The 22,019-nt window shown below is 67.6% G+C and carries 24 protein-coding genes; 10 read left to right on the forward strand and 14 right to left on the reverse strand.

The annotated features are described in order from the left end of the window. Positions 1 to 82: 82 nt before the first annotated feature. Together AB0N05_RS23685 and AB0N05_RS23690 are read left to right on the forward strand one after the other, a co-directional pair. Positions 83 to 832 (forward strand): hypothetical protein, encoded by a 750-nt coding sequence (locus AB0N05_RS23685; protein WP_364697973.1) that lies wholly within the window; start codon positions 83 to 85, stop codon positions 830 to 832. A gap of 170 nt (positions 833 to 1,002) precedes the next feature. Next, positions 1,003 to 1,377: a DUF427 domain-containing protein gene (locus tag AB0N05_RS23690; RefSeq protein ID WP_364697974.1), complete on the forward strand. Its 375-nt coding sequence runs from the start codon at positions 1,003 to 1,005 to the stop codon at positions 1,375 to 1,377. 26 nt (positions 1,378 to 1,403) lie between these two features. Here the strand turns inward: AB0N05_RS23690 and holA are convergent, their stop codons facing one another. The 3 genes from holA to AB0N05_RS23705 all read right to left on the reverse strand — a co-directional run bounded on the left by holA (position 1,404) and on the right by AB0N05_RS23705 (position 5,078). Continuing rightward, the gene (holA, locus tag AB0N05_RS23695) at positions 1,404 to 2,375 is read right to left on the reverse strand and encodes a DNA polymerase III subunit delta (RefSeq protein ID WP_364697976.1); all 972 of its coding nucleotides are present in this window, start codon (positions 2,373 to 2,375) and stop codon (positions 1,404 to 1,406) included. An 83-nt stretch (positions 2,376 to 2,458) separates the two neighbouring features. After that, a complete protein-coding gene (locus AB0N05_RS23700; protein ID WP_364697977.1) occupies positions 2,459 to 3,802 on the reverse strand; it encodes a ComEC/Rec2 family competence protein in 1,344 nt (447 codons plus the stop codon). Positions 3,803 to 4,046: 244 nt separating this feature from the next. After that, positions 4,047 to 5,078 (reverse strand): helix-hairpin-helix domain-containing protein, encoded by a 1,032-nt coding sequence (locus tag AB0N05_RS23705; protein ID WP_364697979.1) that lies wholly within the window; start codon positions 5,076 to 5,078, stop codon positions 4,047 to 4,049. A 172-nt stretch (positions 5,079 to 5,250) separates the two neighbouring features. Here AB0N05_RS23705 and AB0N05_RS23710 point away from each other — a divergent pair, with 172 nt between their 5' ends. Together AB0N05_RS23710 and AB0N05_RS23715 are read left to right on the forward strand one after the other, a co-directional pair. After that, the gene (locus tag AB0N05_RS23710) at positions 5,251 to 5,511 is read left to right on the forward strand and encodes a hypothetical protein (protein ID WP_364697981.1); all 261 of its coding nucleotides are present in this window, start codon (positions 5,251 to 5,253) and stop codon (positions 5,509 to 5,511) included. Then, positions 5,474 to 5,887 carry a hypothetical protein gene (locus tag AB0N05_RS23715; protein ID WP_364697983.1) on the forward strand — a complete coding sequence of 138 codons (414 nt, stop codon included), beginning with the start codon at positions 5,474 to 5,476 and terminating at the stop codon, positions 5,885 to 5,887. The genes AB0N05_RS23710 and AB0N05_RS23715 overlap by 38 nt, the downstream gene beginning before the upstream one ends. A gap of 12 nt (positions 5,888 to 5,899) precedes the next feature. Here the strand turns inward: AB0N05_RS23715 and AB0N05_RS23720 are convergent, their stop codons facing one another. The 6 genes from AB0N05_RS23720 to AB0N05_RS23745 are packed head-to-tail and all read right to left on the reverse strand — an operon-like array spanning position 5,900 to position 9,703. Beyond that, positions 5,900 to 6,742, reverse strand: a complete 843-nt coding sequence (locus AB0N05_RS23720; RefSeq protein WP_364697985.1) for a DegV family protein — start codon at positions 6,740 to 6,742, stop codon at positions 5,900 to 5,902. A gap of 32 nt (positions 6,743 to 6,774) precedes the next feature. Beyond that, complete coding sequence (octT, locus tag AB0N05_RS23725) at positions 6,775 to 7,671, reverse strand: diglucosylglycerate octanoyltransferase (protein WP_364697987.1); 897 nt, start codon at positions 7,669 to 7,671, stop codon at positions 6,775 to 6,777. Next, positions 7,661 to 8,311 carry a histidine phosphatase family protein gene (locus AB0N05_RS23730; protein WP_364698392.1) on the reverse strand — a complete coding sequence of 217 codons (651 nt, stop codon included), beginning with the start codon at positions 8,309 to 8,311 and terminating at the stop codon, positions 7,661 to 7,663. The genes octT and AB0N05_RS23730 overlap by 11 nt, the downstream gene beginning before the upstream one ends. 5 nt (positions 8,312 to 8,316) lie before the next feature. Continuing rightward, entirely contained in the window at positions 8,317 to 8,748 is a 432-nt protein-coding gene (rsfS, locus tag AB0N05_RS23735) for a ribosome silencing factor (protein ID WP_364697989.1), read from the reverse strand. A 25-nt stretch (positions 8,749 to 8,773) separates the two neighbouring features. Continuing rightward, entirely contained in the window at positions 8,774 to 9,406 is a 633-nt protein-coding gene (gene nadD, locus AB0N05_RS23740) for a nicotinate-nucleotide adenylyltransferase (protein ID WP_364697991.1), read from the reverse strand. Positions 9,407 to 9,457: 51 nt separating this feature from the next. Next, on the reverse strand, positions 9,458 to 9,703 hold the full coding sequence (locus AB0N05_RS23745) for a hypothetical protein (protein ID WP_364697992.1): 246 nt from the start codon (positions 9,701 to 9,703) through the stop codon (positions 9,458 to 9,460). 225 nt (positions 9,704 to 9,928) lie between these two features. Here AB0N05_RS23745 and AB0N05_RS23750 point away from each other — a divergent pair, with 225 nt between their 5' ends. Then, on the forward strand, positions 9,929 to 10,381 hold the full coding sequence (locus AB0N05_RS23750) for a VOC family protein (protein WP_364697994.1): 453 nt from the start codon (positions 9,929 to 9,931) through the stop codon (positions 10,379 to 10,381). 75 nt (positions 10,382 to 10,456) lie between these two features. Here the strand turns inward: AB0N05_RS23750 and AB0N05_RS23755 are convergent, their stop codons facing one another. The 3 genes from AB0N05_RS23755 to AB0N05_RS23765 all read right to left on the reverse strand — a co-directional run bounded on the left by AB0N05_RS23755 (position 10,457) and on the right by AB0N05_RS23765 (position 14,259). Beyond that, positions 10,457 to 11,965: a VWA domain-containing protein gene (locus tag AB0N05_RS23755; protein ID WP_364697996.1), complete on the reverse strand. Its 1,509-nt coding sequence runs from the start codon at positions 11,963 to 11,965 to the stop codon at positions 10,457 to 10,459. A gap of 1 nt (position 11,966) precedes the next feature. Continuing rightward, positions 11,967 to 12,926: a MoxR family ATPase gene (locus tag AB0N05_RS23760; protein ID WP_364697998.1), complete on the reverse strand. Its 960-nt coding sequence runs from the start codon at positions 12,924 to 12,926 to the stop codon at positions 11,967 to 11,969. A 64-nt stretch (positions 12,927 to 12,990) separates the two neighbouring features. After that, a complete protein-coding gene (locus AB0N05_RS23765) occupies positions 12,991 to 14,259 on the reverse strand; it encodes a glutamate-5-semialdehyde dehydrogenase (protein WP_364698000.1) in 1,269 nt (422 codons plus the stop codon). Positions 14,260 to 14,570: 311 nt separating this feature from the next. On the opposite strand from AB0N05_RS23765, the gene AB0N05_RS23770 reads away from it, so the two are divergent. Both AB0N05_RS23770 and AB0N05_RS23775 read left to right on the forward strand, forming a co-directional pair. Beyond that, the gene (locus AB0N05_RS23770) at positions 14,571 to 16,094 is read left to right on the forward strand and encodes an MFS transporter (protein ID WP_364698002.1); all 1,524 of its coding nucleotides are present in this window, start codon (positions 14,571 to 14,573) and stop codon (positions 16,092 to 16,094) included. Positions 16,095 to 16,140: 46 nt separating this feature from the next. Then, positions 16,141 to 16,500: a GNAT family N-acetyltransferase gene (locus tag AB0N05_RS23775; protein WP_364698004.1), complete on the forward strand. Its 360-nt coding sequence runs from the start codon at positions 16,141 to 16,143 to the stop codon at positions 16,498 to 16,500. Between the two features lie 17 nt (positions 16,501 to 16,517). On the opposite strand, the gene AB0N05_RS23780 is transcribed toward AB0N05_RS23775, so the two are convergent. Next, complete coding sequence (locus tag AB0N05_RS23780) at positions 16,518 to 17,267, reverse strand: helix-turn-helix transcriptional regulator (protein ID WP_364698006.1); 750 nt, start codon at positions 17,265 to 17,267, stop codon at positions 16,518 to 16,520. A gap of 78 nt (positions 17,268 to 17,345) precedes the next feature. Between AB0N05_RS23780 and AB0N05_RS23785 the strand changes: the two genes are divergently transcribed. Together AB0N05_RS23785 and AB0N05_RS23790 are read left to right on the forward strand one after the other, a co-directional pair. Then, positions 17,346 to 18,527, forward strand: a complete 1,182-nt coding sequence (locus AB0N05_RS23785) for an MFS transporter (RefSeq protein ID WP_364698008.1) — start codon at positions 17,346 to 17,348, stop codon at positions 18,525 to 18,527. Between the two features lie 9 nt (positions 18,528 to 18,536). After that, positions 18,537 to 19,409, forward strand: coding sequence for a ribokinase (locus tag AB0N05_RS23790; RefSeq protein ID WP_364698010.1), 873 nt, complete (start codon positions 18,537 to 18,539; stop codon positions 19,407 to 19,409). 1 nt (position 19,410) lies between these two features. Here the strand turns inward: AB0N05_RS23790 and AB0N05_RS23795 are convergent, their stop codons facing one another. Further along, positions 19,411 to 19,986, reverse strand: coding sequence for a TetR/AcrR family transcriptional regulator (locus tag AB0N05_RS23795; RefSeq protein ID WP_364698012.1), 576 nt, complete (start codon positions 19,984 to 19,986; stop codon positions 19,411 to 19,413). A gap of 196 nt (positions 19,987 to 20,182) precedes the next feature. On the opposite strand from AB0N05_RS23795, the gene AB0N05_RS23800 reads away from it, so the two are divergent. Beyond that, positions 20,183 to 21,883, forward strand: coding sequence for a nitroreductase family deazaflavin-dependent oxidoreductase (locus AB0N05_RS23800; RefSeq protein ID WP_364698014.1), 1,701 nt, complete (start codon positions 20,183 to 20,185; stop codon positions 21,881 to 21,883). Positions 21,884 to 22,019: the final 136 nt, after the last annotated feature.

The raw sequence follows: 22,019 nt of genomic DNA on the forward strand, positions 1-22,019 counted from the left end.
TGACTTGCCGGATCGAAGGGTTCACAGCAGGATGGCTGCGAGCAGTCGGGGGACTTGGATATCACCTGCGTTGGGAGCTGTCTTGACATCGGTACGTAGAAATCGTTCGGCCTGGAGCAGAGGCGCGCTGGCCGCCGGGGTGGTCGCCATCGCGCTGACCACGGGAATCGGCACGGCTGCGGCCCGTCCGATCGGGCCGTTCGAGGTCGGCGGGGCTATCGAGGTCGAGTACGACCGGGCCGGTGGGCCGGACTTCTTCGGTGATCCGCTGGGGCCGGAAGCCGATGCCGCGGCCGGGGGCAAGAAGCAGGACTTCGCCAATAATCTGTCCATCTACTGGACGCCCGCGACCGACGCGCATGCCGTGGGCGGCGCGATCCGCGAGAAGTGGCGCAATCTGAACTCCGAATCCGGGGCGCTCAAGTACCCCATGGCCGAGGAGGGCGCGACCGCCAAACCCGGGCGCTTCCAGCAATTCCAGGGCGGATCGGTGTACTGGTCGCTGGGCACCGCCGCGCATCAGCTCAGCGGGACCGTGCTCGACAAGTACGGTCAGGTCGGCTGGGAGAACAGCCCCCTCGCCTTCCCCATCAGCGATGTCGCCAAGACCAATAAGGGCGACGGCACCTACGCCCTCTTCGAGGGTGGCGCGATCTTCTCCACCACGAAGAACGGCACCCACGTGATCTGGGGTTCCATCCGGGACGAATGGGTCCGCAATGGTTCGGAGAACGGCCGCTACGGCTACCCGACCAGCGATGAATACGACTACAAGGGCGGCAAGGCCCAAGACTTCCAGGGCGGCAAAATCACCTGGGAGCCGTCAAGCTGACTTGACCTTCCGACCTCTCTCGAGCCCCGTTCCATTTCCGGAACGGGGCTCGATGCGTAGGTTCTGCGAGGAATCGAAATCATGAATATGCCGTTGCACGTCAAGCGAGCTTTGGTCACCGCCGATTCAGACCGACTGGCAACCAATCGATTGAGCAGAGAAGGCGAATCATGAGCAGCAAACCCATTCGTGAGCCTGGGCCCGATCACCCCATCACCATTACGGCCAATCCTAAGCGGGTGATTGTGCGATTGAACGGTGAGATCGTGGCGGATACGCGGCGGTCGCTCACCTTGCAGGAGTCGAATTATCCTGCCGTGCAATATATCCCGATCGAGGACGCGGACGAGTCGCTCTTGGAGCGGACGGCCACCACCAGCTATTGCCCCTACAAGGGCGATGCGAGCTACTACTCCATTCCGATCGGCGGGGAACGCAGCGTCGATGCGATTTGGGTGTATGAGTTGCCGCATCCCGCGGTCGCCGAGATCAAGAACCATATTGCGTTCTATCCCAGCCGGGTGGATGAGATCGTCGAGCAGTAGCCGGTCGGCTGAGGTTGTCCGAGAGATCAGGCCGGTTGGCGGAGGTCCAGGATGCGGGCCAGGGCGTGTTCGAGGGCGTAGTTGGTGTCGGCCGCGCCGCCCTTGACGTCGGCATTGAGGGCGGCGACCACCTGTAGGGCCTCGCCAATGGTGGCTCCGGTCCAGCCTCGGGACTGGGCCTGGGCCTTCTTCACCTTCCAGGGCGGCATGCCGAGATCGCCCGCCAGCTTGAAGGGGTCGCCGCGTCCGGCGGAACCGACGCGGGCGATGGTGTGCACCGAATCGGCGAGGGCATCGGCCAGCAGGACGGCCGGGACGCCGCGATCGGTGGCCCAGCGCAGGGCTTCCATGGCGGCGGCGCGGTCACCGGAGACGGCGAGATCGGCGACATCGAAGCCGGAGACCTCGGCCTTGCCGGAGTAGTAGCGGTGCACGGCGGCGACATCGATCTTGCCGCCGGTGTCGGCGACCAATTGTGAACTGGCCGCGGCCAATTCGCGCAGATCGGAGCCGACCGATTCGATCAGGGCCTGCACCACATCGGCGGACACCCGCACATTCGCCGCGCGAAACTCATTGCGCACGAACTCGACCCGCTCGCCCGCCTTGCTCAGCTTGGCGCACTCGTGCACGACCGCCCCGAGCTTCTGCAGGGCCGGAACCAACGCCTTGGCCCGGCCACCACCGGTGTGCAGAACCACGAGCACCACGCCATCGGGCGGGGAGGCCGCCGCGTCGGTCAAGACCGCGACGGCATCCTTACCGGCCTCAGCGGCCGCCTCCAGCACGATCACCCGGTCCTCGGCGAACAGCGACGGGCTCAGCAACTCCGCCAACTCCGGCGTACTGGCATCCCCCGCGCGCAGCCGATCCACCGGCATGGCATCCGGATCGTCGGAGACGGCCCGGCCCTGGGCGGTAATGGCCGACACCGCCCGCTCGATCAGCAGTTCTTCTTCGCCGAGCACGAGATGCAGAGGTGCGGGTCGTTGGCTCACGCCCAAGATCCTACGAGCCCCCTCCGACATCCCCGCCAGGCCATCCCGCACCCACCCGAATTGCTCGCCATCATGGTGCCGGGTCAGGGCTCCGGCGACTCCGCGTGTCTCGGCCGCAAGGCGACGATCACCAGCACGCAGAGCACCGCGGCGATGAGGCCGGAACGGACGCCGGTGGGTAGCGCGACCGAAGCACCGAGTGCGGCGGCATGATCGGAGACCGTCAGCAGCCACCACAGCGGCGGCGAGGTGCAATGTAGGAGAAGCTCGGCCGCCGGGGACCACAGGCACGCGAGGACCGCACCCAGCGCACCAAGGATGGTGATAGGCGCGATCACCGGCTCCACCAGGACATTCACCGCTATGGCGACCAGGCTGAGGTGGCCGGTCATGGCGATGACGACCGGCGTCGTTACCACGAAGGCAGCAGCCGAGACCGCGAGCGCATCGGCGGGCACCCGCCACCAGCCATGCGCCCGAAGCCGATCCGACCATCCCGGTGCGAGCACGATCAGCCCCGCCGTGGCCAGCACCGACAAGGCGAACCCGGCATCCACCGCCAATTCCGGTGACCAGCCCAGTAATCCGATGATCGCCGCACACAATGCGGGTAGCGCCTGCTTACGCCGTCCGGTGCACAGCGCCAGCAGGGCCACCGCACCCATGACCGCTGCGCGCAGCACGCTCGGCGAGGGCCGCGCCAGCACCACGAACATGACCAGCGCGGCTCCGGCGGCCATCGCGCCCACTCGCGGGTCCACCGTCAGTACCCGCATCGAAAGCAGCACGGCCCCCAGCAGAATCGTCACATTCGCCCCGCTGACCGCCGTCAAATGCGCCAAGTCGACCTCCCGAAAGTCCTCCCGCACCCCCTCCGGCAACCGCGACGTATCCCCGATCACCAACCCCGGCAACAGCCCGGCCGCATCCTCGGGCAGCGCCCGCCCCGCCGCCTCCGCGAAATGCCCGCGCACCTTCCCCGCACCCCGCTGCCACCAAGGCGCTTCCTCGACAACCGCCGGCGCCCCCTCCGCCCGCAGCACGGCCACCGTCAAATCCGACCGCCAAGGCCGATCCACCCGCCCCCGGAACCCCACCCGCTGCCCCGGCAACAACCCCCGCCACCCAGCCTCCGGCCCCAGCACCACCACTGCTCCCCCACCCCGAACCGTCCCCCCACCCTCCCGAAACTCGACCAACTCCCCTCGCACAATCACCTTCCGTCCACCGAACCCCTTCCCCGCCACCGCCTTCGGATCGTCATCCACCACCACAACCGCCCACACTTTGCGCCCGCTTTCCACCTTCCGCAATGGATGCTCCTCGGCCCGGAATTCCCGCCAGGCCCCCGCCCCCGCGAACCCCGCCCCAATCACCAGCGCCGCCAACACCACAAACCCCAACCCCTTCCCCCGTCCCGCACCCATCCCCCGAATTACCAACCCCCACAATCCAATAGCAACAAGGCAACACCCCACCGCCAGTCCCACCCCAGCGCGCCACCCAGCCACCAGCGCCACAATCGTCGCCCCCCAACAACACACCGCCGCCGGAACCAACCGCGCATCCAGCACCTGAGGCAGCTCGACCGGCCCCCGATCCTCCCCCACCACCTGCTCCCGCTCCGCCCCACTCATTGCGCAACCACCCCGCGCGACCCGACGATGCCGGTCATATGGTCACCACCGCACGGAGTTTGGCGAGGCGGGAGGGGCCGATGCCGTCTATCTCGGTGAGTTGGTCTACGGAGGTGAACCGGCCGTGACGAGTGCGCCAGGCGAGGATTGCGCGGGCGGTGATGGGACCGACACCGGGAAGTCCGTCGAGTTCGGCTTCGGTCGCGGTATTGAGATTGATCCTGACAGGGGTGCCGGACGTGCGCGCGGCTCCGGTAGGAGCGGTGTTGTCGGCGGTGGCACCGCGAGCCGAATTGATGATGGTGCTGCCGACCTGTTGGGGGCCGGGCCGGGGATTGGTTCGGCCGATAATGATTTGGTCGCCATCGCACAGGTGCTGGGCGAGGTTCAGTCCGGACAAGTCCGCCTCGGGGCGTGGAGTGGCGGCCCGCAGGGCATCGGCGATCCGGGCACCGGGTGGGAAGCGACGGATGCCGCCGTGTTCGACCAAGCCGATCACGCTGATGACCAGCTCCGCGGCCGGAGATGCACTGCCGGTCGCACCGGTGGCGGTGGTCGTCAGCGGAGTGCGGCTCGTAGTCGGCGCGCCTACAGCAGGGGCGGTGGCTTGCGAGGTCGGTGGGGCCTCCGGATCGGCGGGATCGGCGACGGCGATTTCTGCGATCGCAGCCGAGGTGATCGGCGGGACTGCCTGTGCCACCGGCCTTTCACGGAAGGACACCAGACCGGCAAGGATCACCGCCGCGACGCCCACGGCAGCGAGTACCAGGACGCCGCGCGGGCCGGGATCCCATCGGGTGCCGCGGAAACGCTCCGGCACCAGCCGCTCATGCCACAGCGACACACTGCCGCATGGCTCGGACAGCCAAGCGGGCGTAGGTGATCCGGCCCGCTCACGGCCGTCGTTCTTATCTCGCTCGGGCGTGGGCGGGTCGATGGATTCCTCGTCCCACCGCGGGGGATGCGGTGGACTCGGGGCGAAATCCGTTCGGGCGGTCGGGGCTTCGGGGTCGTTGCGCGCGTCGAGACGACGGCGGACCTCGGCACGTTCGTCGATTCGTGGCATGAGGGCCACGCTAGGCCGCAAGCCACCCAGCTCAGTCTCAGCGACCTGGGCTTTCAGAAACCCTGTGGATACCGGAAGCAATTGTGAACAACCAGATTCCACCGGCAAGCAGACCGGCCGATCGCAGGCCGATTGCCTGAAATGCTCAAAGCATGACCAATACGCTTCATGCATGGTCGACAATAAGGCAACGATCACGACTCGTCCCGCAACTCGCGACGAACTACAGGCGCTGGCCAAACCCAATGAATCCCTCGACGCGGTGATCAACCGCCTGATCACCCATTACCGCTCGACCCAGACCCGCAACCGACTGGCTTGGGAGAACCGCATCGCGGCCGATCGCAAGAACGCGGCGGCGGTCGCGTGGGCCGAACGACAAGCTGACGTCCTGGTTGACCGGCTCGCTCAACGACGGGCGGCACAGGAATGAGCGCGCGCTCGGTGACCCCAACGTATCCAACCTGATCGCAGTCCTGCACAGCCGCGATATCCGCATCGCCGTACCGTTTCTGGCGCTGTCAGCCAGCCTGGTCGGGTTGTCCGAAGACCAGCGTGCCAAGGTCAACGGCGTGATCGACAACCTCGACTCGATCCAGATCGCCGCGCTCGCCAACACCGACGATGCCAACGAACTAGCGGACGTGCAGGCCGCCGCCAACGAACCGATCGATCTGCCTGCCGCCCACACGGTTTCGGTGGCACGCTATCTGGACTGGGAAATCATCACGACAGACCGGTCGCGGTGGGCAGCCACTGAAAGATGCCTACCGTTCCCCGTGAACATCGTCGAGTTCACCGACGACTAGGTCTCGGCCGGGCTAGCCGCAGCCGCCGGGGACGACCAAAGCGCCGACTGCGCCCATGCCGAGGTGGACGCCGAGGGTGGGGCCGAATTCGGTGATTATGAGTTCTCGGATGCCGGGAACCAGGTCGCGAAGTTGGGAGGCGATGGTGTTGGCGGCCTCTTCCGCGCCGAGGTGCTGGACGGCTATGGCCGCACCGTCTTCGCCCGCGGCGTCCACTGCCGCGGCAACCAGTTTGGTGAAGGCCTTGGAGCGGGTGCGGGCCTTTTCGCGGAGTTCGAGGCGGCCTTCGACTATTTGGAGGATGGGCTTGGTGACCAACTCGGTGCCGAAGAAGGCGGCGGCGCTGCTGAGGCGTCCGCCGCGACGGAGTTGTTCGGTGCGGTTGACCACTATGAAGGCCCGGCCGCGACTGGCCGCGGCCACCGCGGCGTCGTAGACGATGTCGAGTTCCGCGCCGGTGCGGGCGCGGCGGGCGGCGGCCAGGACCGGAAGGCCGGTGCCGAGGCCCGCGCTGAGGGAGTCGACCAGGCGGACTCGGTCGGAGGCATCCATATCGCGGACGGCTTGGCGGCCCGCTTCCCAGGTTCCGGAGAGCTGGCGCGAGATGTGCACGGCGACAACGCCGTCGCCATTGCTCAGTTCGAGGGCGCGTTCGTACGCCGCACGCAGGTCACCGGGGGACGCCGAGGAGGTGGTGACCGTCGACGAGCCGTAGTCGATATCGCAATCGTCCACGCCCTCGCGGATTTCGCGGTCGTCGACCAGGACGTGCAGCGGTACCGCGAGCACGCCGAGGTCGGCGGTGAGGTCGGCGGGCAGACTGGCCGACGAGTCGGTGACAACCACCACGGGCATCGGCTAGCGGACCTCTCCGCGGGCAAAGCCGTTCATGCAGTGTGAACCTCGGGGGTCGCGGTGCGGATGTCCCGGGTGGTCGCCTCGGTCAGCACCTTGACCATGGCGCGGGCGACGGCGGTGTGGGCGTCCCAGCCCCAGTGGATGCCATCGGGATTGGCGGGACCGTTGAAGACGTTGTCGCGCACGGCTTCTCCGAGGTCGACCAGCGGAACGGACTTGTCCGCGGCCCACTTCGTCACGGCCCGCACCATGGGTTCGCGCCCCTTGTGCACCCGCCCGTAGGCATCGCACTGATGCACGGACGGCAGCACGCCGATCACCGGCAGCTCGGGCCGCAACTGCACCAGCGAGTTCCGCGACTGCTCGAGATAATCGACGCTCACCGCGGGCGGCAGCGCCACCGGGAAGCCCAGGTGCGACAGCCGCGGCTGCAACCAGTTGTACGTATTGCGCACGTACCTCCGCGCGAAAGGCGGTCGCACATAACGGATCAGCTCACGCAGCGCGGTCGGCAGCGGCGAGGGCAGCGAATCCATGCCGCCGGTCGCGAATACCACCGCACCGGCACGCGGCACGGCCGCCCAGATGCGCGGATCACCGATCAGCGCCCAGTAGGCGTCCCGGCAGGTCCAGCCGATCCGCGCAACCAGCTCTACATCCCAGTCGAGTTCGGCCGCAACGAGATTCGGCCAGATCCGGGGATGGTCGGCGGGCAGCCCGCCCTTGGGCCCGAAGTAGGACAGCGAGTCCGCGATGACCACCAGCACCGGCCGCTCCCCCGAATCGGAGGCTGCCGGTTCGGCTTTCGGCTCGTCGACGGGCGCGCCGAAGAGCGCATCCGGCAGATGCCGGACCGCCTTCACCTCCGAGGCCTGCCGCAGCAGTTCGTCGGAGACTTGCCGTTCACCGGGTACGTCAGAGGACATCGGGGGCTACCTTCGCGAGCGCGTTCCACACATCGAGGCGCCAGCCGGGTCGCTCGCTGCTCGGACCGTGGCTGGTCAACTGCACCCAGCTGGTATTGGCGAGCCCGCCGAGGGCCGGCCAATTCTCGGGCGGGAGTTCGAGCAATGCCGCGGTCAGCGCAGCGATCAAGCCGCCGTGCGCAACCAGCATGATGGTACGGCCGGGCCAGTCCTCCCGCTCGGCGAACAGTTCCCGCACCACGGGCAGCGCGCGAGCGCCGACCTGGAGCTTGGATTCGCCGCCGGGCGGGGTGAAGGTGGGGTCGAGCCGCCAGGCCTTGCGGGCGCCGGGGCTCATGGCGTCGACCTCGAGGTGGGTCAGGCCTTCCCATTGGCCGAGGTCGGTTTCGCGCAGCCGGGTATCGGTGACGACCTGCAGGGCCGCGCAATCGGCCACGGCGAGCGCGGTGTCATGGGCGCGCCGCAGGTCCGAGGACACGATGGCGATGAGATCGCCGACTGCCATCTCGGGTGCGCAGTCCTTGGCCTGCCGTCGCCCGACCTCGCTGAGTTCGGTGTCGATCTGGCCTTGCATGCGGTCGGTGGCATTCCATTCGGTCTGCCCGTGCCGCAGGAGAATCAACCGGCGTACACCGGCCATCTTGCTCACTCGTGCGCCTCGGCCTCGGTGCTTCCGGCCGCATCGGCCTCGTCGGTGTCTGCTGCGGGCCGGGTGGTGCCCAGGCCTTCGATCGGCACCTGCGGGCAGTCCTTCCACAGCCGTTCCAGGCCGTAGAAGTCGCGCTCGTCATTGTGCTGGATATGGATGACGATCTCGACGTAATCCAGCAGCGCCCAACGGCCTTCGCGGGTGCCCTCGCGGCGCACCGGCTTGTATCCGGCCTCGCGCAGCTTGTCCTCGACATTGTCGACGATCGCGTTGACCTGGCGTTCGTTGGGCGCGGAGGCGATGACGAAACAGTCGGTGATGACCAGCTGCTCGGAGACGTCGAGCACGACCACTTCCGCTGCCAGCTTCTCATCGGCCGCCAATGCGGCCACCGTCGCCATCTTCACCGCTTCGACCGATGCGCTCACGCTGTTGCTACCTTCCTATTGCACTTCATGTAGTGCGGTCTGCCGGCACGTAGAGGTGCCGCTTCGATATGTACTGCACGACCCCGTCCGGGACGAGGTACCACACCGGCCGGCCTTCGCCCGCCCGCCGCCGGCATTCGCTGGACGAGATCGCCAATGCCGGGATCTCGATCGTGGTGACGGTGTCGGCGGGGTAGTCGCGGAGGTAATCGGCCAGGTGGTCGATATTCAATTCGTACCCCGGACGACTCACTCCGACGAATTTCGCCAGCTCGAACAGTTCGGACCAATCCTGCCATGTCAGGATGCTGGCCAGTGCGTCCGCTCCGGTGATGAAGTACAGATCCGCGTCGGGATGCTGATCGCGCAGGTCACGCAGGGTGTCGACGGTGTAGGTGTCCTTGCCGCGGTCTACATCGGTGCGGCTGACGGAGAACCGCGGATTGGACGCCGTGGCGATGACCGTCATGAGATAGCGGTCCTCGGCGGGGCTCACATGCCGATCCGCCTTCTGCCAGGGCTCACCGGTCGGCACGAAAATGACCTCGTCGAGGTCGAAGCGGTTCGCGACCTCGCTGGCGGCGACCAGGTGGCCGTGGTGGATGGGATCGAAAGTACCGCCCATCACCCCCAGCTTGCGGCGCCCGTTCGTTTGCACGAAAAGCGAGCTTACCGGGGACAATCGGCGGTGGTGCGCAGCGGCGGCCGGTCAGGCGCCGACGACGCTCTTGATATTCGGGTTGAGCACACCCTGAAGTGCGGACCAGGGCAGGGTCAGCATGATATTGCCGCGGGCTTCCGAGGCGATGGTGCCGAAGTAGAGACGCAGGCCGTCCCACCCGACCGCCCAGTCCCGGAAGTTCACGGCATCGGCCGAGGCCCCGTTCCGGTAGTAGCCGTCGGCCCCGAACCTGAGCGTCAGCTCCGTCTGGGAGTAGTTCGACAGCGTCTGCACGCCGCTGTCGAGATTGGTGAACAGGTCCGAGAGCGAGCAGATGGGCGAGAGGACGTCGCTGCATGCCTAGACAGTGCGGAAACCCACCAACGCTCCGCTAACAACCGACTAACGGGACCGGGTTCAAAGAATTTTCGAGATTTCCGGAGAGATAGGTCGAGACCGTGAAACCGGCTCCGACCAAAGGGTGACAGCAAGCCGAGCTCAACTCCCGAGGAGCACACCATGTCCATCAGCACCTTCTTCTGGTTCGACACCGAGGCCGAAGCGGCCGCCACCCAGTACACCCAGGTGATCCCGGACTCGCGGATCACCGGCATCACCCGCAACCCCGACGGTTCGGCCTTCGTAGTCACCCTGGAATTGCAGGGTCATGCACTCACACTCATGAACGGCGGCCCCGGCCACCCGCCGACCGACGCCGCATCGATTCAGATCGTCGTCGACACCCAGGAGGAGATCGACCAACTCTGGGCCGGTCTCGTCGAGGGCGGGCAGCCCGGCCCGTGCGGCTGGCTGCAGGACCGCTACGGCATCAGCTGGCAGGTCGCCCCCTCACAGATCATGGACCTGATGTCCGGCGAGAACCCCGCCAAGACCGCCGCCGTCAGCACCGCGCTGCAAACCATGAGCAAGATCGACCTGAAGGTGTTGCAGGACGCCCACGCCCACGCCTGAGCACGTCTCACGATCCGTCCGCGCCTCCCCGGGCGCGGGCGGATCAAGCGTTGGGGCGCTTGAATTTCGGCAGTCTCAGACCGGGAGCAGGCGGCCGACGACCGTGGTGAGCTGGCGGGCCGAGCGGCATTCGTGCATCTCGATGATTTCGGCGTACTTCTTGGCGGCGGAATCGCCGGTGCCCCACACCTTTTCGGCTTCGGGGTTGAGCCAGTAGGCGTGTTTGGCTGTGGCGACCAGTTTTTGGAGGGTGGCCAGGGCGGGGTCGCGGTAGTTGGTGCGGGCGTCGCCGAGGATGAGCAGGGAGGTGCGGCTGGTGACGGCGTCGGGCCAGTTCTCGGCGAAACCTTCCAGGGCGGAGCCGTAATCGGAGTGGCCTTCGATGCCGACGACCTTGGATTCGGTGAAGATACGGCGGGTGATCTGATCGAGCGGAGTCGCGGAGTCGAAGAGCTGGGTGACCTCGTCGGCGCGGTCCACGAAGGCGAAGATGCGGACGCGGGAGAACTGTTCGCGCAGGGCGTTCACCATGAGCATGGTGAAGCTGGAAAACCCGGCCACCGAACCCGAGATATCGCACAGCAGAACGAGATCGGGGCGGCCGGGGCGTGGTTTACGGGTCACCAGGTTGACCGGGACGCCGCCGGTGGACATGGATTTGCGCATGGTCTTGCGCAGGTCGATCTCGCCGCGACGGGCACGGCGGCGGCGAGCCGCCAAGCGGGAGGCCAGGACTCGGGCCAGGCGCTGGCTGCTGCGGCGCAGTTCGTCGAGCTCGTTCTGGGAGATGCGCAGGAAGTCGGCGTCCTCGGCCTGGCGGGCGACGCCGTAGGTGGCGACGCGTTCGCGGCCGATGCGTTCGGCGACGCGGCGGCGGGTTTCGGCTTCGACCGTGCCGCGGAAGTTCTTGATGCGCTGGCGGGCGGCGCGACGAGCGACCTCGTCATCGAATTCGGACGCCGCGGAGGTGTCCATGCCCGCGGCCAGTCCGGCCAGGATGCGGCTGACCAGAATCTCGGGCTGGAGATCCTTGAGGGTCTGGTAGGCGGAGAAGGACGGTCCGCCTGCCGCCTGGTACTGCCCCATCTGCTCGACCATTTGCGCTGCTAGGGCCTGCAACTGCTGCGATTGCTCGCCGGACGGGTCCTGAGTCAGCAACTCCGCCAGCATCTTCCGCAGTTCGATAATGTCCACGGAACCATCGGGGCGGTGCGGGATCTCGATGTCGTCGGCCCCACTGCGCTCACCGAGCGCGGCCGGGAACCACAGGTCGAACATGCCGTCGAAGGTGCTGCGCTGGGTGGTGCGGCGCAGCAGGGCACAGGCCAAGCCCTCGCGCAGGGCCTCGCGGTCCATCAGGTCGAGGACGGTGAGAACCTGTCCGGCATCGACGGTTTCGGACGGTCCGACCGGAATTCCCCTGCCGCGCAAGGCCTCCACGAAGCCGACCAGATGCCCGGGGATGCCGTGCTCGGCCGTCGGCCCAATCTGCGCGGACTTCTTCGAGGAGGCGGGCGTGCCACCGGTCACCGCCCGCACGGCGGCCGAGACCAGGCCGCGGGGGTTGTTCGGTCCGCCGGACATCTCAGGCCAGCTTCAGCTCGGCGAGCGCGCGCACATGGTCGGACTGATGCTTGAGCACCACGCCGAGGGTGGCACGCACGGTCTTGTCGTCGATGTCCTTCGCGCCCAAGGCAAGCAGGGTGCGCGCCCAGTCGATGGATTCCGCGACCGAGGGCAGCTTCTTCAACTGCATGCCGCGCAGCACGTGCACGATTCGCACCAGCTGGGCGGCCACGGCGGGCTTCAGCTCGGGGACGCGGCTGGCCAGGATGCGGCGCTCGAGCTCCTCGTCGGGGAAGTCGATGTGCAGGTAGAGGCAGCGCCGCTTGAGCGCTTCGGACAGTTCGCGGGTGGCATTGGAGGTGAGCACCACGAACGGCTTGCGGGTGGCGGCAATGGTACCCAGTTCGGGAACCGTGACCGAGAAGTCGCTGAGCACCTCGAGCAGCAGGCCCTCGATCTCGACGTCGGCCTTATCGGTTTCGTCGATGAGCAGCACGGTGGGTTCGCTGCGCCGGATGGCGGTGAGCAGCGGGCGCTCCAGCAAGAATTCCTCGGTGAAGACGTCGGCTTTGGTTTCGGCCCAATCGTTCTCGGAGGAGGCCTGGATGCGCAGGATCTGCTTGGCGTGGTTCCACTCGTAGAGCGCGCGGGCCTCGTCGACGCCCTCATAGCATTGCAGGCGCACCAGTTCCGCGCCCGCGACCTCGGCGACCGCCTTGGACAGCTCGGTCTTGCCGACACCGGCGGGGCCCTCGATGAGCAGCGGCTTGCCGAGCCGGTCGGCGAGGAAAACCGAAGTGGCGGTGGCCTTGTCGGCCAGGTACCCGGTGTGCGAAAGACGCTCGATCACATCGTCGACCGACGAGAAGATCGGCTCCTGGGCGGGGGCGGTCTGAGGAGCCACGTGTGCTGTCCTTCCGTCGGGGCGCGGGGGCCATTGCGTGCGGCCCCCGCACTCCACTGTGCCTATCTCCGGCATTGTGCCGTCACTCGGGTACCCGTTCCAGGCCGGTGCCCGGTATCGGAGGATTGCCGGGGTGGTCCTAGACGGGCCGGATCTGACCGTCGCCCCACACGATCCACTTGGTGGAGGTCAGCTCCGGCAGGCCCATGGGGCCGCGCGCGTGCAGCTTCTGGGTGGAGATGCCGATCTCGGCCCCGAAGCCGAACTGCTCGCCATCGGTGAACGCGGTGGAGGCGTTCACCATGACGGCCGCGGCGTCCACGCGATTGGAGAACTCGCGGGCCGACTTCAGGTCGGCGGTCACAATGGCCTCGGTGTGGCCGGTGCCCCAATGATTGATGTGCTCGATGGCGGCATCCAGGTCGTCGACGACCTTCAGCGCGATATCGAGGGACAGGTACTCGTCGGCCCAGTCCTGGTCGGTGGCGGGCACCAGGCCCGGCAGATCGCCGTGGATGGTGACGCCATTGGCCTCGAGAGCCTTGATCAGCCGCGGGACGGCCGTATCGGCGATGGCCTTGTCGATGAGCACCGTCTCGGCGGTATTGCAGACGCTCGGGCGACGCGTCTTGGCATTGATCAGGATGGACTCGGCCATCTCCAGATCGGCGTCGGCGTGCACATAGACGTGGCAGTTGCCGGTACCGGTCTCGATGGTGGGCACCAGCGCATCGCGCACCACGGCATTGATCAGGCCCGCGCCGCCGCGGGGGATCACCACATCGACCAGCCCGCGCGCCTGAATCAGATGCGTGACGCTGGACCGATCCTCGGCGGGCAGCAACTGCACGGTGTCTTCCGGAAGCCCCTGCGCCGCAAGCGCTTCGCGCAGCACCGCGACCAGCGCGGCATTGGACCGCACCGCCGAGGAGGACCCGCGCAGCAGGGCGGCGTTACCCGACTTCAAGGTGAGCCCGAAGGCATCGACCGTGACATTCGGCCGCGCCTCGTACACCATGCCGACCACCCCGAGCGGCACCCGGACCTGCTTGATCTCCAGCCCATTCGGCAAGGTCGACCCGCGCACGATGACGCCCACCGGATCCGGCAGCCCCGCCACCTGCCGCAGCCCCGAGGCGATCCCATCGATCCGGGCGTCGGTCAACCGCAGCCGATCCAGCTGCGCCTCAGCCGTTCCGCCGCTTCTGGCGATCTCGATATCCTCGCCGTTCGCGGCCAGAATCCGATCCTTCGCGCCCAGCAGCGCATCCGCCGCGGCATGCAATGCGGCATCCTTCTCCGCGGTGGTGAGTTGAGCCAGCGTGCGCGACGCGACCCGAGCCCGGCGCGCCGCCTCATGCACCACTTCGCGCACCGAGTCCACCTCGGTGGCAGTCGAACCTGTCATGGCTACAGCCTACTGACCGGCCACTTCACCCCGACTCCCGGAGCCGACCCCGCCCCGGCCCCGCCTGAACGGAAGCAGATCAGGGAGCACTGCTGGTAGGAATCAACCAGGTTGCCGTCACCATCGCTCCCTCAACACCGGAGCCGACTCCCTGGCACGACCAAGATCAGGGAGCACTGGTGGCGGATATTGGGGCAATCCGCCACCACCAGTGCTCCCTCGGCGGCCGGTTTCGTTGTGTAAGTGGGGTTGGGGCTCGCCCCAGAGTGAACATCGGTCCGGAATGTGAGGCTCGGGGCTACGGTGACCTGATGACCGCGAGCATCCGCCTGTCGTCCGCGCCAGGCCGTTGGGTTTTGCTGGCCACCGTCCTCGGTTCGGGGATGGCGATGCTGGACGCGACCGTCGTCAATGTGGCACTGCCGAGGATCGGGGACGAGTTCGGCGCGTCCATGGCGGGGCTGCAATGGACCGTCAATGCGTACACGCTGACCTTGGCGGGGTTGATTCTGCTGGGTGGGTCGCTGGGCGATCGGTTCGGGCGGCGGCGACTATTCCTGATCGGGGTGGTGTGGTTCGCCATCGCATCGGCCCTGTGCGGTGCGGCGCAGGATATTTCGATGTTGATCGCGGCGCGAGCGCTGCAAGGTGTGGGCGGGGCGTTGCTGACGCCCGGATCGCTGGCGATCATTCAGGCGTCGTTCCTGCCCTCGGATCGGGCTCGGGCCGTGGGGGCTTGGTCCGGATTCGGTGGCGTGGCGGGAGCGCTCGGGCCTTTCCTCGGGGGCTGGCTGGTCGAGGCGGCCGGGTGGCGGTGGGTGTTCCTGCTGAATATCCCGCTCGCGGCGGTCGTGGTGCTAGTGACGCTGCGGCATGTGCCCGAGACCCGGGATTCCGAGGCGCACGGCAAATTCGATGTGCTGGGTGCGGTGCTGGCGGCCGGGTGCCTGGCCGGAATCACGTACGCGCTCACCATGGCTCCGGAGAAGGACACCAATCGGGCGTTGGTGGTGGCCAGTGCCGTCCTGGGTGTGCTCGCGGGTATTGCCTTCGTGCTGATCGAGCGGCGGCGTTCGTCCCACGCGGACGGCCCGCAGCCGATGCTGCCGGTCGACGTGTTCGCCTCCAAACAGTTCACCGCGATCAATGTCGTCACGTTCGTCATGTACGGCGCGATGAGCGTCGTCTTCTTCCTGCTGGTGCTGACACTCCAGGTCGCGGCCGGTTTCAGCCCCATCGCCTCGGGCACCGCCATGATCCCGGTGACGGTTCTGATGTTTCTGTTCTCGGCGCGCTCGGGAGCCCTGGCCCAGCGCATCGGCCCGCGCTGGCCGATCGCCATCGGCGTGCTGCTGGCCGCCACGGGCATGCTCCTGATGACCCGGATCGGTGTCCACACCTCCTACGTCTTCGATGTGCTCCCCGCCGCAATAGTTTTCGGCGCGGGCCTCACCCTGGCCGTCGCCCCGCTCACCGCCACGGTCCTGGCCACCGCCGACGAACGGCACGCGGGCGTGGCCAGCGGCGTCAACAATGCGGTCGCCCGCGCCGCCGGACTCCTTGCGGTAGCGGCGATTCCGCCCCTGGTCGGACTCACCGGCGATGCGTACACCAACCCCGGCGACTTCGCGAACGGCTTCCGCATGGCCCTGATCATCTGTGTGGTCCTCATGGTCGCCGCCGCGATCCTCACCGTCTTCACCGTCCGCGACGACGCCCTGCGCACCGCGCCCCCCTCGGCCGAACCGCTGTGCAAATTCAATTGCCCCGTCGCCGCGCCTCCGCTGGAACCGGTCCGTCGGGCCGGGGAATACGGCTCACGCACCGCCAGTTAGCTTGGTTGCCATATCCACAAAGTGTGACGACCGAAAGCGAGCAGCCATGACCGACGCGAACCCCTCAGCCACCCAATCGGACCCGGTCATCACCGAGGTGACCGACACCGTCCCCCGCTTCTTCCGGATCAGCGTGGACGGCGAACGGGCGGGCCTCACCTCCTACGTGGACCACAACAACCAGCGCATCTTCTTCCACACCGAAATCGACGACCGCTTCGCCGGCCGAGGCCTGGCCGGTCGCCTCATCGCCGCCGCCCTGACCGAAACCCGCGCGGCAGGCAAGCGCATCGTCCCCATCTGCCCCTTCGTCGCCGCCTACGTCCAGAAGCACCACGACTTCGACGACATCCTCGACCCGGTCACCCCGGAGTCCAAGGCCGCCGTCGAATCCGCCCTGGGCTGAACCCATTCCGGCGCACATCACCCGCCGCGAACGCCGCCCCGACGATCACCCGGCGTATGACCGAGAACCCGGCGATACACGTCGATGAACGCACTCGCCGAAGCCCAACCGCATTGGTGCGCAACAGCCGTCACGTTCTCCCCCGCCGCAAGCAGCTGGACCGCGCGATGTAGTCGAAGCTGTGTGCGCCACTGCGGATAGGTCATGGCGAATTCGGTCCGGAACAACCGCGTAAGCGTCCGTTCCCCCGCACCCGCCGCGCGGCCGAGATCGGCGATCGCCCAATTCACCGTGAGGTCCTGTTCGACCAGTCGGCAGGCCGTGCGCAGCCGATCATCTTGTGCGGCAGGCAGCAAGAGCTGCTGATCCGGGCTACGCCCGATCTGATCGAGTAGCACCCGGCGCATCCGATCCGACTCTTCCCCAGGCAGGTCACCGGGTTCCGAGCAGGTGATGATCAGCTCCCGCAAGAGCGGACCCACCGCGATCACGGCCGGTACCCGGCGACGAGGCGACTGCTCGGGTGCGAACCCGACGCAGTGGAATCGAGTGGGCCCGTAGAAGCTGTGCTCGTGCCAACTCCCGGCCGGAATCCAAATGGCCCGGTCGGCCGGTGCGATCCAGCACCCCGCCTCGGTACGCACTTCCGCCGCACCGGAACTCGGATACACGATCTGATCCTGGTCGTGCCGATGCCGATCTATGCGGGCACCGCCGGATAATTGCTGCGATGCCGTGGTTTCCTCATCTTGGCGGATTCCCGACATGGATTGGCATTTTATCGGAAGTCCGCCGCGGGCTCCGGTCCCTACTCTCATCTCACAGGGAGAGAGGACGGACCCGCCATGGTGAGTACACACGCGATCACGACACCCGCAGCGGATACCCGCTCCACATGGAATCGCATGCGGCACTGGGCGATCGCGCACGCGGTCGACGATTTCTATCAAGGCCTGGTGCCCGCGAGCATTCCGTTCTTCGTACTGGAGCGGCACTACAGCTATGTCGCCGCCTCCGGCCTCGCGCTCGCGGCCACCCTGGGAAGCTCACTACCGCAACCGATCCTGGGCGTGATCGCGGATCGATGGCGACTCCCGTGGCTCGCGCCCGCGGGTTTGGCGCTAGCGGGCATCGGCGCGGGAGCCGCCGGTCTCGCACCGACCTATCCACTCGTCTGGATCCTGCTCCTGCTGTCCGGAATCGGCGTGGCCGCATTCCATCCCGCCGCCGGCCGTGATGCCCGCCAGGCGGCCGGGGCCAGTGCGGGAGCCATGAGCTGGTTCGCCGCAGGCGGCAGCGTCGGATTCTTCCTCGCACCAGCACTGGCCACACCCGCCCTCGATGCGTTCGGGGTCGGCGCGACGGCGATCTTCCTGCCGCCCGCCGTGCTGATGGGATTCGTGCTGTGGCGGCATCAGCAACGATCCACTCGGAGCAATGCGGCCGCGCCCGTGGCCACGGGCCGGGATCGCTGGCTGCCATTCGCCATCCTGACCTTGGTCGAGGTCGTCCGATCCACCGTCTTCTTCGGAGTGAACACCTTCATCGCGCTGTACTGGATCAATCATCTCGGCGCATCCCGGGCCCTGGGCGGTGCGGCGCTGACCGCCTTCCTGGTCGGTGGCGTGGCCGGAACCCTCTCGGGCGGGCGACTGGCCGATCGGTTCGGCATGGTGCGAACCATCCAAATCGGCAGTCTCGCAGTCATTCCCGCATTGATCGCGCTTCGCGCCGCACCGGATCCGCACTGGGGCTTGGCGCTGGCCTCGCTGGCGGGCTTCACCGCCAATATCCCGTTCGCCGTGCTGGTGAAGCTGGGCCAGGACTACCTGCCCAGCCGTCCCGGCACCGCGGCAGGGGTGACCCTCGGCCTGGCGGTCAGTGCAGGCGGCCTATTCGTGCCAATTCTTGGTGCGATCGCCGACGCCCACGGACCGCAGGCCGCGCTGACCGCGCTCTGCGTCGCCCCCGTCGCGGCCGTGGCCTTGGCGATGTTCTTGCCGGAACCACGGGGGTCTGTCGTTTAGGGTCCGGGTATGGCGCGGATTGTGGTGGTGGGCAGCATCAATATGGATCTGGTGACGACCGTCGGACGGCGGCCGGAGCCCGGGGAGACCGTGAGTGGCGACGGGTTTGCCCTGGTGCCCGGCGGGAAGGGGTCGAACCAAGCGATCGCGGCACGCCGAGCCGGGGCGGACGTCGAGTTCGTCGGCGCGGTGGGGGACGATGTGTTCGCCGACGCGCTGCGCGGGGTGTTGAGCGATGCGGCGGTGGGGGTTTCGCGATTGCGGCACGTTGACGGACCCAGCGGGATCGCCACCATCGTGGTAGACGGCGGCGGCGAGAACACCATCATCGTCGTGGGCGGCGCGAATTCGCGGATGACGGAACTCGATGCCGCGGACCTGAATGCGATCGCGGCCGCCGATGTCCTCATGTGCCAGTTGGAGATTCCGCTACCAACGGTGCTCGCGGCTGCCCGCCATGCACGCGCGAACGGGACGACGGTATTGCTCAATCCCTCACCGGTGCGGGAACTTCCGGCGGACCTGTGGGCCGAGATCGATGTGGCCGTGGTCAATGAGGGCGAGGCCGCGCAGTTCGGTGCGGCACTCGACCCAGTCCCCCACGTGATCACCACACTCGGCGGCGCGGGCGCGATCTACCGCGATCGTGACGGGCACACGCTCTTTCACCCGGGCGTCGCGGTCACCGTCGTGGACACCACCGGCGCTGGGGACAGTTTCACCGGTGCGCTTGCCGCGCACTGGCACGAGGGGCCGAAGATCGCGCTTGCCTGGGCGTGCACGGCCGGGGCACTGGCTACGACGAAACTCGGTGCCAGCGCGTCGATTCCGATGCGGGAGGAGATCGAGGCAGCGCTGCGAAAGAACGGCGAGACCGCCTAGGTCAGGCGGCGGGGGTTTTGCCCGTGTGGGTGGCCACGAGGTCGGAGAGTTGTTTGCCGGTGCGCTCGAGGGGGGCGGTGGAGCGGGTGGCGAGGGACATGACCACTGCGCCTTCGACTGCCGCGACGATGGTGGTGGCGAGCGAGCGGGCGGTTTCGGGGGCTACTTTTTCGGCTTGGAGGCGGGTGGCGAGGATTTCTTCCCATTCGGTGAAGGTCTCCCCTGCCACGTCGGCGGCCGCGGCGGATTCGGAGCGGCCGAGGGCGGCGGCGACAATGGGGCATCCGGCGGCGAAGTCGCTGGAGACGAGGACTTCGCGCCACATGGCGGGGAAGGCGGCCACGCAGGAGGCGACGTCCGCGCCCGCGGTGATCGTTCGAATGAGGGCGCTGGAGGCTTGGCCCGCGGTGCGGGTGGCCTCGGCGACGAGTTCGGATTTCCCGCCGGGGAAGTTGAGGTAGATGGACCGTCGGGAGATGCCGCTTTGCTCGAGGAGTTGCGAGATTCCGGTGCCGGCGATGCCGTAGCGGCGCATGAGGTCGATGGCGCTGTCGACCAGCCGATCACGGGCAGCCATGACACGCACCTCTTTCTGTACACCGATCGGTCTAGCCAGTGTAGCTCAGGATATCTCCGACCAGGGGAGGAGGACCGACTCCGACCGGCGCAGGTTGTCGTATACCGATCGGTGTACTAGCGTTTTATGGAACCGATCGGTCTACCCCTCGGGCAGGCCGCCGCCACTAACCCCGACGACTAATCGAGGTCACGCGATGCCCACTTTGCACGATCCACTGCCTTTGCCCTCGGGCCAGGTAATCCCGAATCGAATCATGAAGTCGGCCCTGAGCGAGGGCCTCGGCACCGTCGACAACGCCCCCGATCAGCGGCTGGAACGCCTGTACGCGCGGTGGAGCGACGGCGGGTACGGGCTCATCGTCACCGGCAATGTGATGGTGGATCGGCGGCACTGCGGCGAGCCGGGGAATGTGGCCATGGAGGATGAGCGGGACCTGGACGCGCTCACCCGCTGGGCCAAGGCCGGGAAGAACGGCGGCAGCAAGGTCTGGGTGCAGCTGAATCACCCTGGGCGGCAGGCCAATCCGATCGTCACCCGCAATCGCTCGGTCGCGCCGTCGGCCATTGCGCTCGGCATTCCCGGCGTGCCCACGCCGCGTGCGCTGACCGAGGACGAGATCCTCGACATCATCCGCCGTTTCGGCACGGCCGCGCAGGTGGCGGAGGCCGCCGGATTCGACGGCGTGCAGATTCACGGAGCGCACGGATACCTGGTGTCGCAGTTCCTGTCTCCGTTGTCCAACCAGCGCACCGACGCCTGGGGTGGCGATCCGGAGCGGCGCAGGCGTTTCGTGCTCGAGGTGGTGCGCAGCATTCGCACGGCGGTGAGCCCCGGATTCGGCTTGGGCATCAAGCTGAACTCGGCCGACTTCCAGCGCGGCGGCTTCACCGAGGACGAGTCCCGGTCCGTCATCGAGCAGCTCTCGGCGGAGAGCGTCGATCTGTTCGAAATCAGCGGCGGCAGTTACGAATCCCCCGCCATGCTGGGCCGTCCCCGCACCGCGTCGGCGAGTACCCGCGCACGCGAGGCCTACTTCCTCGACTATGCCGAGACCGCGCGCAAGGCCGCGGGCGAGGTGCCGATCGCCGTCACCGGCGGATTCCGTTCCCGCACAGCCATGTCCGAGGCGGTCGCCGGTGACATCTGCGATGTGGTCGGCATCGGCCGTCCGACCGCCGTGATCCCCACCGCCGCAGCCGATCTGCTCACCGAACGCACGGAGGTGCTGCGTCCCCCGCGCATCTCGGTCGACCTGCCGTCGCGTCTGGCGGCGGCCAGCGCTGTGAAGTCCTTCAATGGCGCGCTCGACTTGCAATGGCACACCGATCAGCTGCATCTGCTCGGCGCGGGCGGTGATCCGGATCCGCAGCGCTCCCCGTGGCGCACGGCCGCGCTCATGCTGCGCCGCAATGGCCCGGATGCCTTCCGCAGCAAGCGCACCGCCGCGCCGCGCTCGGCCGCTCAGCGTGCCGCCCGCAAGTTCAAGGCGGAACGCACTTTCGGACGATACGTCATGAATCCGGCCATTCGCGGGCTCGACCGCGTCGGCATTCGCACGGCGCTGGCCACCGAGATCGAGACCATCGGCCGCAAGACGGGTCAGCCACGCAGCGTGCCGATCTCGCTGCTGTTCGATCAGGACGGCGCATGGGGCATCTGCCAGCACGGCCTGCGCTCGGGCTGGGGTCTCAATATTTCCGCCGACCCGAATATCCGTGTCCGCCAGGGCGATCGGTGGCGCACCGCCACCGCCGTCCTGCTTCCCGAGGACGATGTGGTGGCCCGCGCCAAGACCTTCGCCCCGCATCCGCTGCTCGCACCGGTCGCCCGCGGCATGTTCGCCGCATTGGAGTCCGCGCCGGTGACGGTGCGAATCACCTTCACCGACAACTGAATCCGGGCAGGGGAATAGACGTGGGGGGGGGGGGGCGGGGCCCGGCCCCCCCCCCGGCCCCCCCCGGGCACGCCCCCCCCCCCACGGGCCCCCCCCCCGGGGGGGGGGGGAGCTAGGGGGGGGCCCCCCGCCGGTT

This window comes from Nocardia sp. NPDC051030, from assembly GCF_040683015.1.
Lineage (GTDB): Bacteria > Actinomycetota > Actinomycetes > Mycobacteriales > Mycobacteriaceae > Nocardia.

Coding starts and splice junctions, on each gene's coding strand:
- AB0N05_RS23690 (WP_364697974.1), top strand. CDS start 1,003: ATGAGCAGCAAACCCATTCGTGAGCCTGGGCCCGATCACCCCATCACC.
- AB0N05_RS23700 (WP_364697977.1), bottom strand. CDS start 3,802: ATGGGTGCGGGACGGGGGAAGGGGTTGGGGTTTGTGGTGTTGGCGGCG.
- AB0N05_RS23705 (WP_364697979.1), bottom strand. CDS start 5,078: ATGCCACGAATCGACGAACGTGCCGAGGTCCGCCGTCGTCTCGACGCG.
- AB0N05_RS23710 (WP_364697981.1), top strand. CDS start 5,251: ATGGTCGACAATAAGGCAACGATCACGACTCGTCCCGCAACTCGCGAC.
- AB0N05_RS23720 (WP_364697985.1), bottom strand. CDS start 6,742: ATGCCCGTGGTGGTTGTCACCGACTCGTCGGCCAGTCTGCCCGCCGAC.
- octT (WP_364697987.1), bottom strand. CDS start 7,671: ATGTCCTCTGACGTACCCGGTGAACGGCAAGTCTCCGACGAACTGCTG.
- AB0N05_RS23730 (WP_364698392.1), bottom strand. CDS start 8,311: ATGGCCGGTGTACGCCGGTTGATTCTCCTGCGGCACGGGCAGACCGAA.
- AB0N05_RS23750 (WP_364697994.1), top strand. CDS start 9,929: ATGTCCATCAGCACCTTCTTCTGGTTCGACACCGAGGCCGAAGCGGCC.
- AB0N05_RS23755 (WP_364697996.1), bottom strand. CDS start 11,965: ATGTCCGGCGGACCGAACAACCCCCGCGGCCTGGTCTCGGCCGCCGTG.
- AB0N05_RS23760 (WP_364697998.1), bottom strand. CDS start 12,926: ATGCCGGAGATAGGCACAGTGGAGTGCGGGGGCCGCACGCAATGGCCC.
- AB0N05_RS23765 (WP_364698000.1), bottom strand. CDS start 14,259: ATGACAGGTTCGACTGCCACCGAGGTGGACTCGGTGCGCGAAGTGGTG.
- AB0N05_RS23770 (WP_364698002.1), top strand. CDS start 14,571: ATGACCGCGAGCATCCGCCTGTCGTCCGCGCCAGGCCGTTGGGTTTTG.
- AB0N05_RS23775 (WP_364698004.1), top strand. CDS start 16,141: ATGACCGACGCGAACCCCTCAGCCACCCAATCGGACCCGGTCATCACC.
- AB0N05_RS23780 (WP_364698006.1), bottom strand. CDS start 17,267: ATGTCGGGAATCCGCCAAGATGAGGAAACCACGGCATCGCAGCAATTA.
- AB0N05_RS23785 (WP_364698008.1), top strand. CDS start 17,346: ATGGTGAGTACACACGCGATCACGACACCCGCAGCGGATACCCGCTCC.
- AB0N05_RS23790 (WP_364698010.1), top strand. CDS start 18,537: ATGGCGCGGATTGTGGTGGTGGGCAGCATCAATATGGATCTGGTGACG.
- AB0N05_RS23795 (WP_364698012.1), bottom strand. CDS start 19,986: ATGGCTGCCCGTGATCGGCTGGTCGACAGCGCCATCGACCTCATGCGC.
- AB0N05_RS23800 (WP_364698014.1), top strand. CDS start 20,183: ATGCCCACTTTGCACGATCCACTGCCTTTGCCCTCGGGCCAGGTAATC.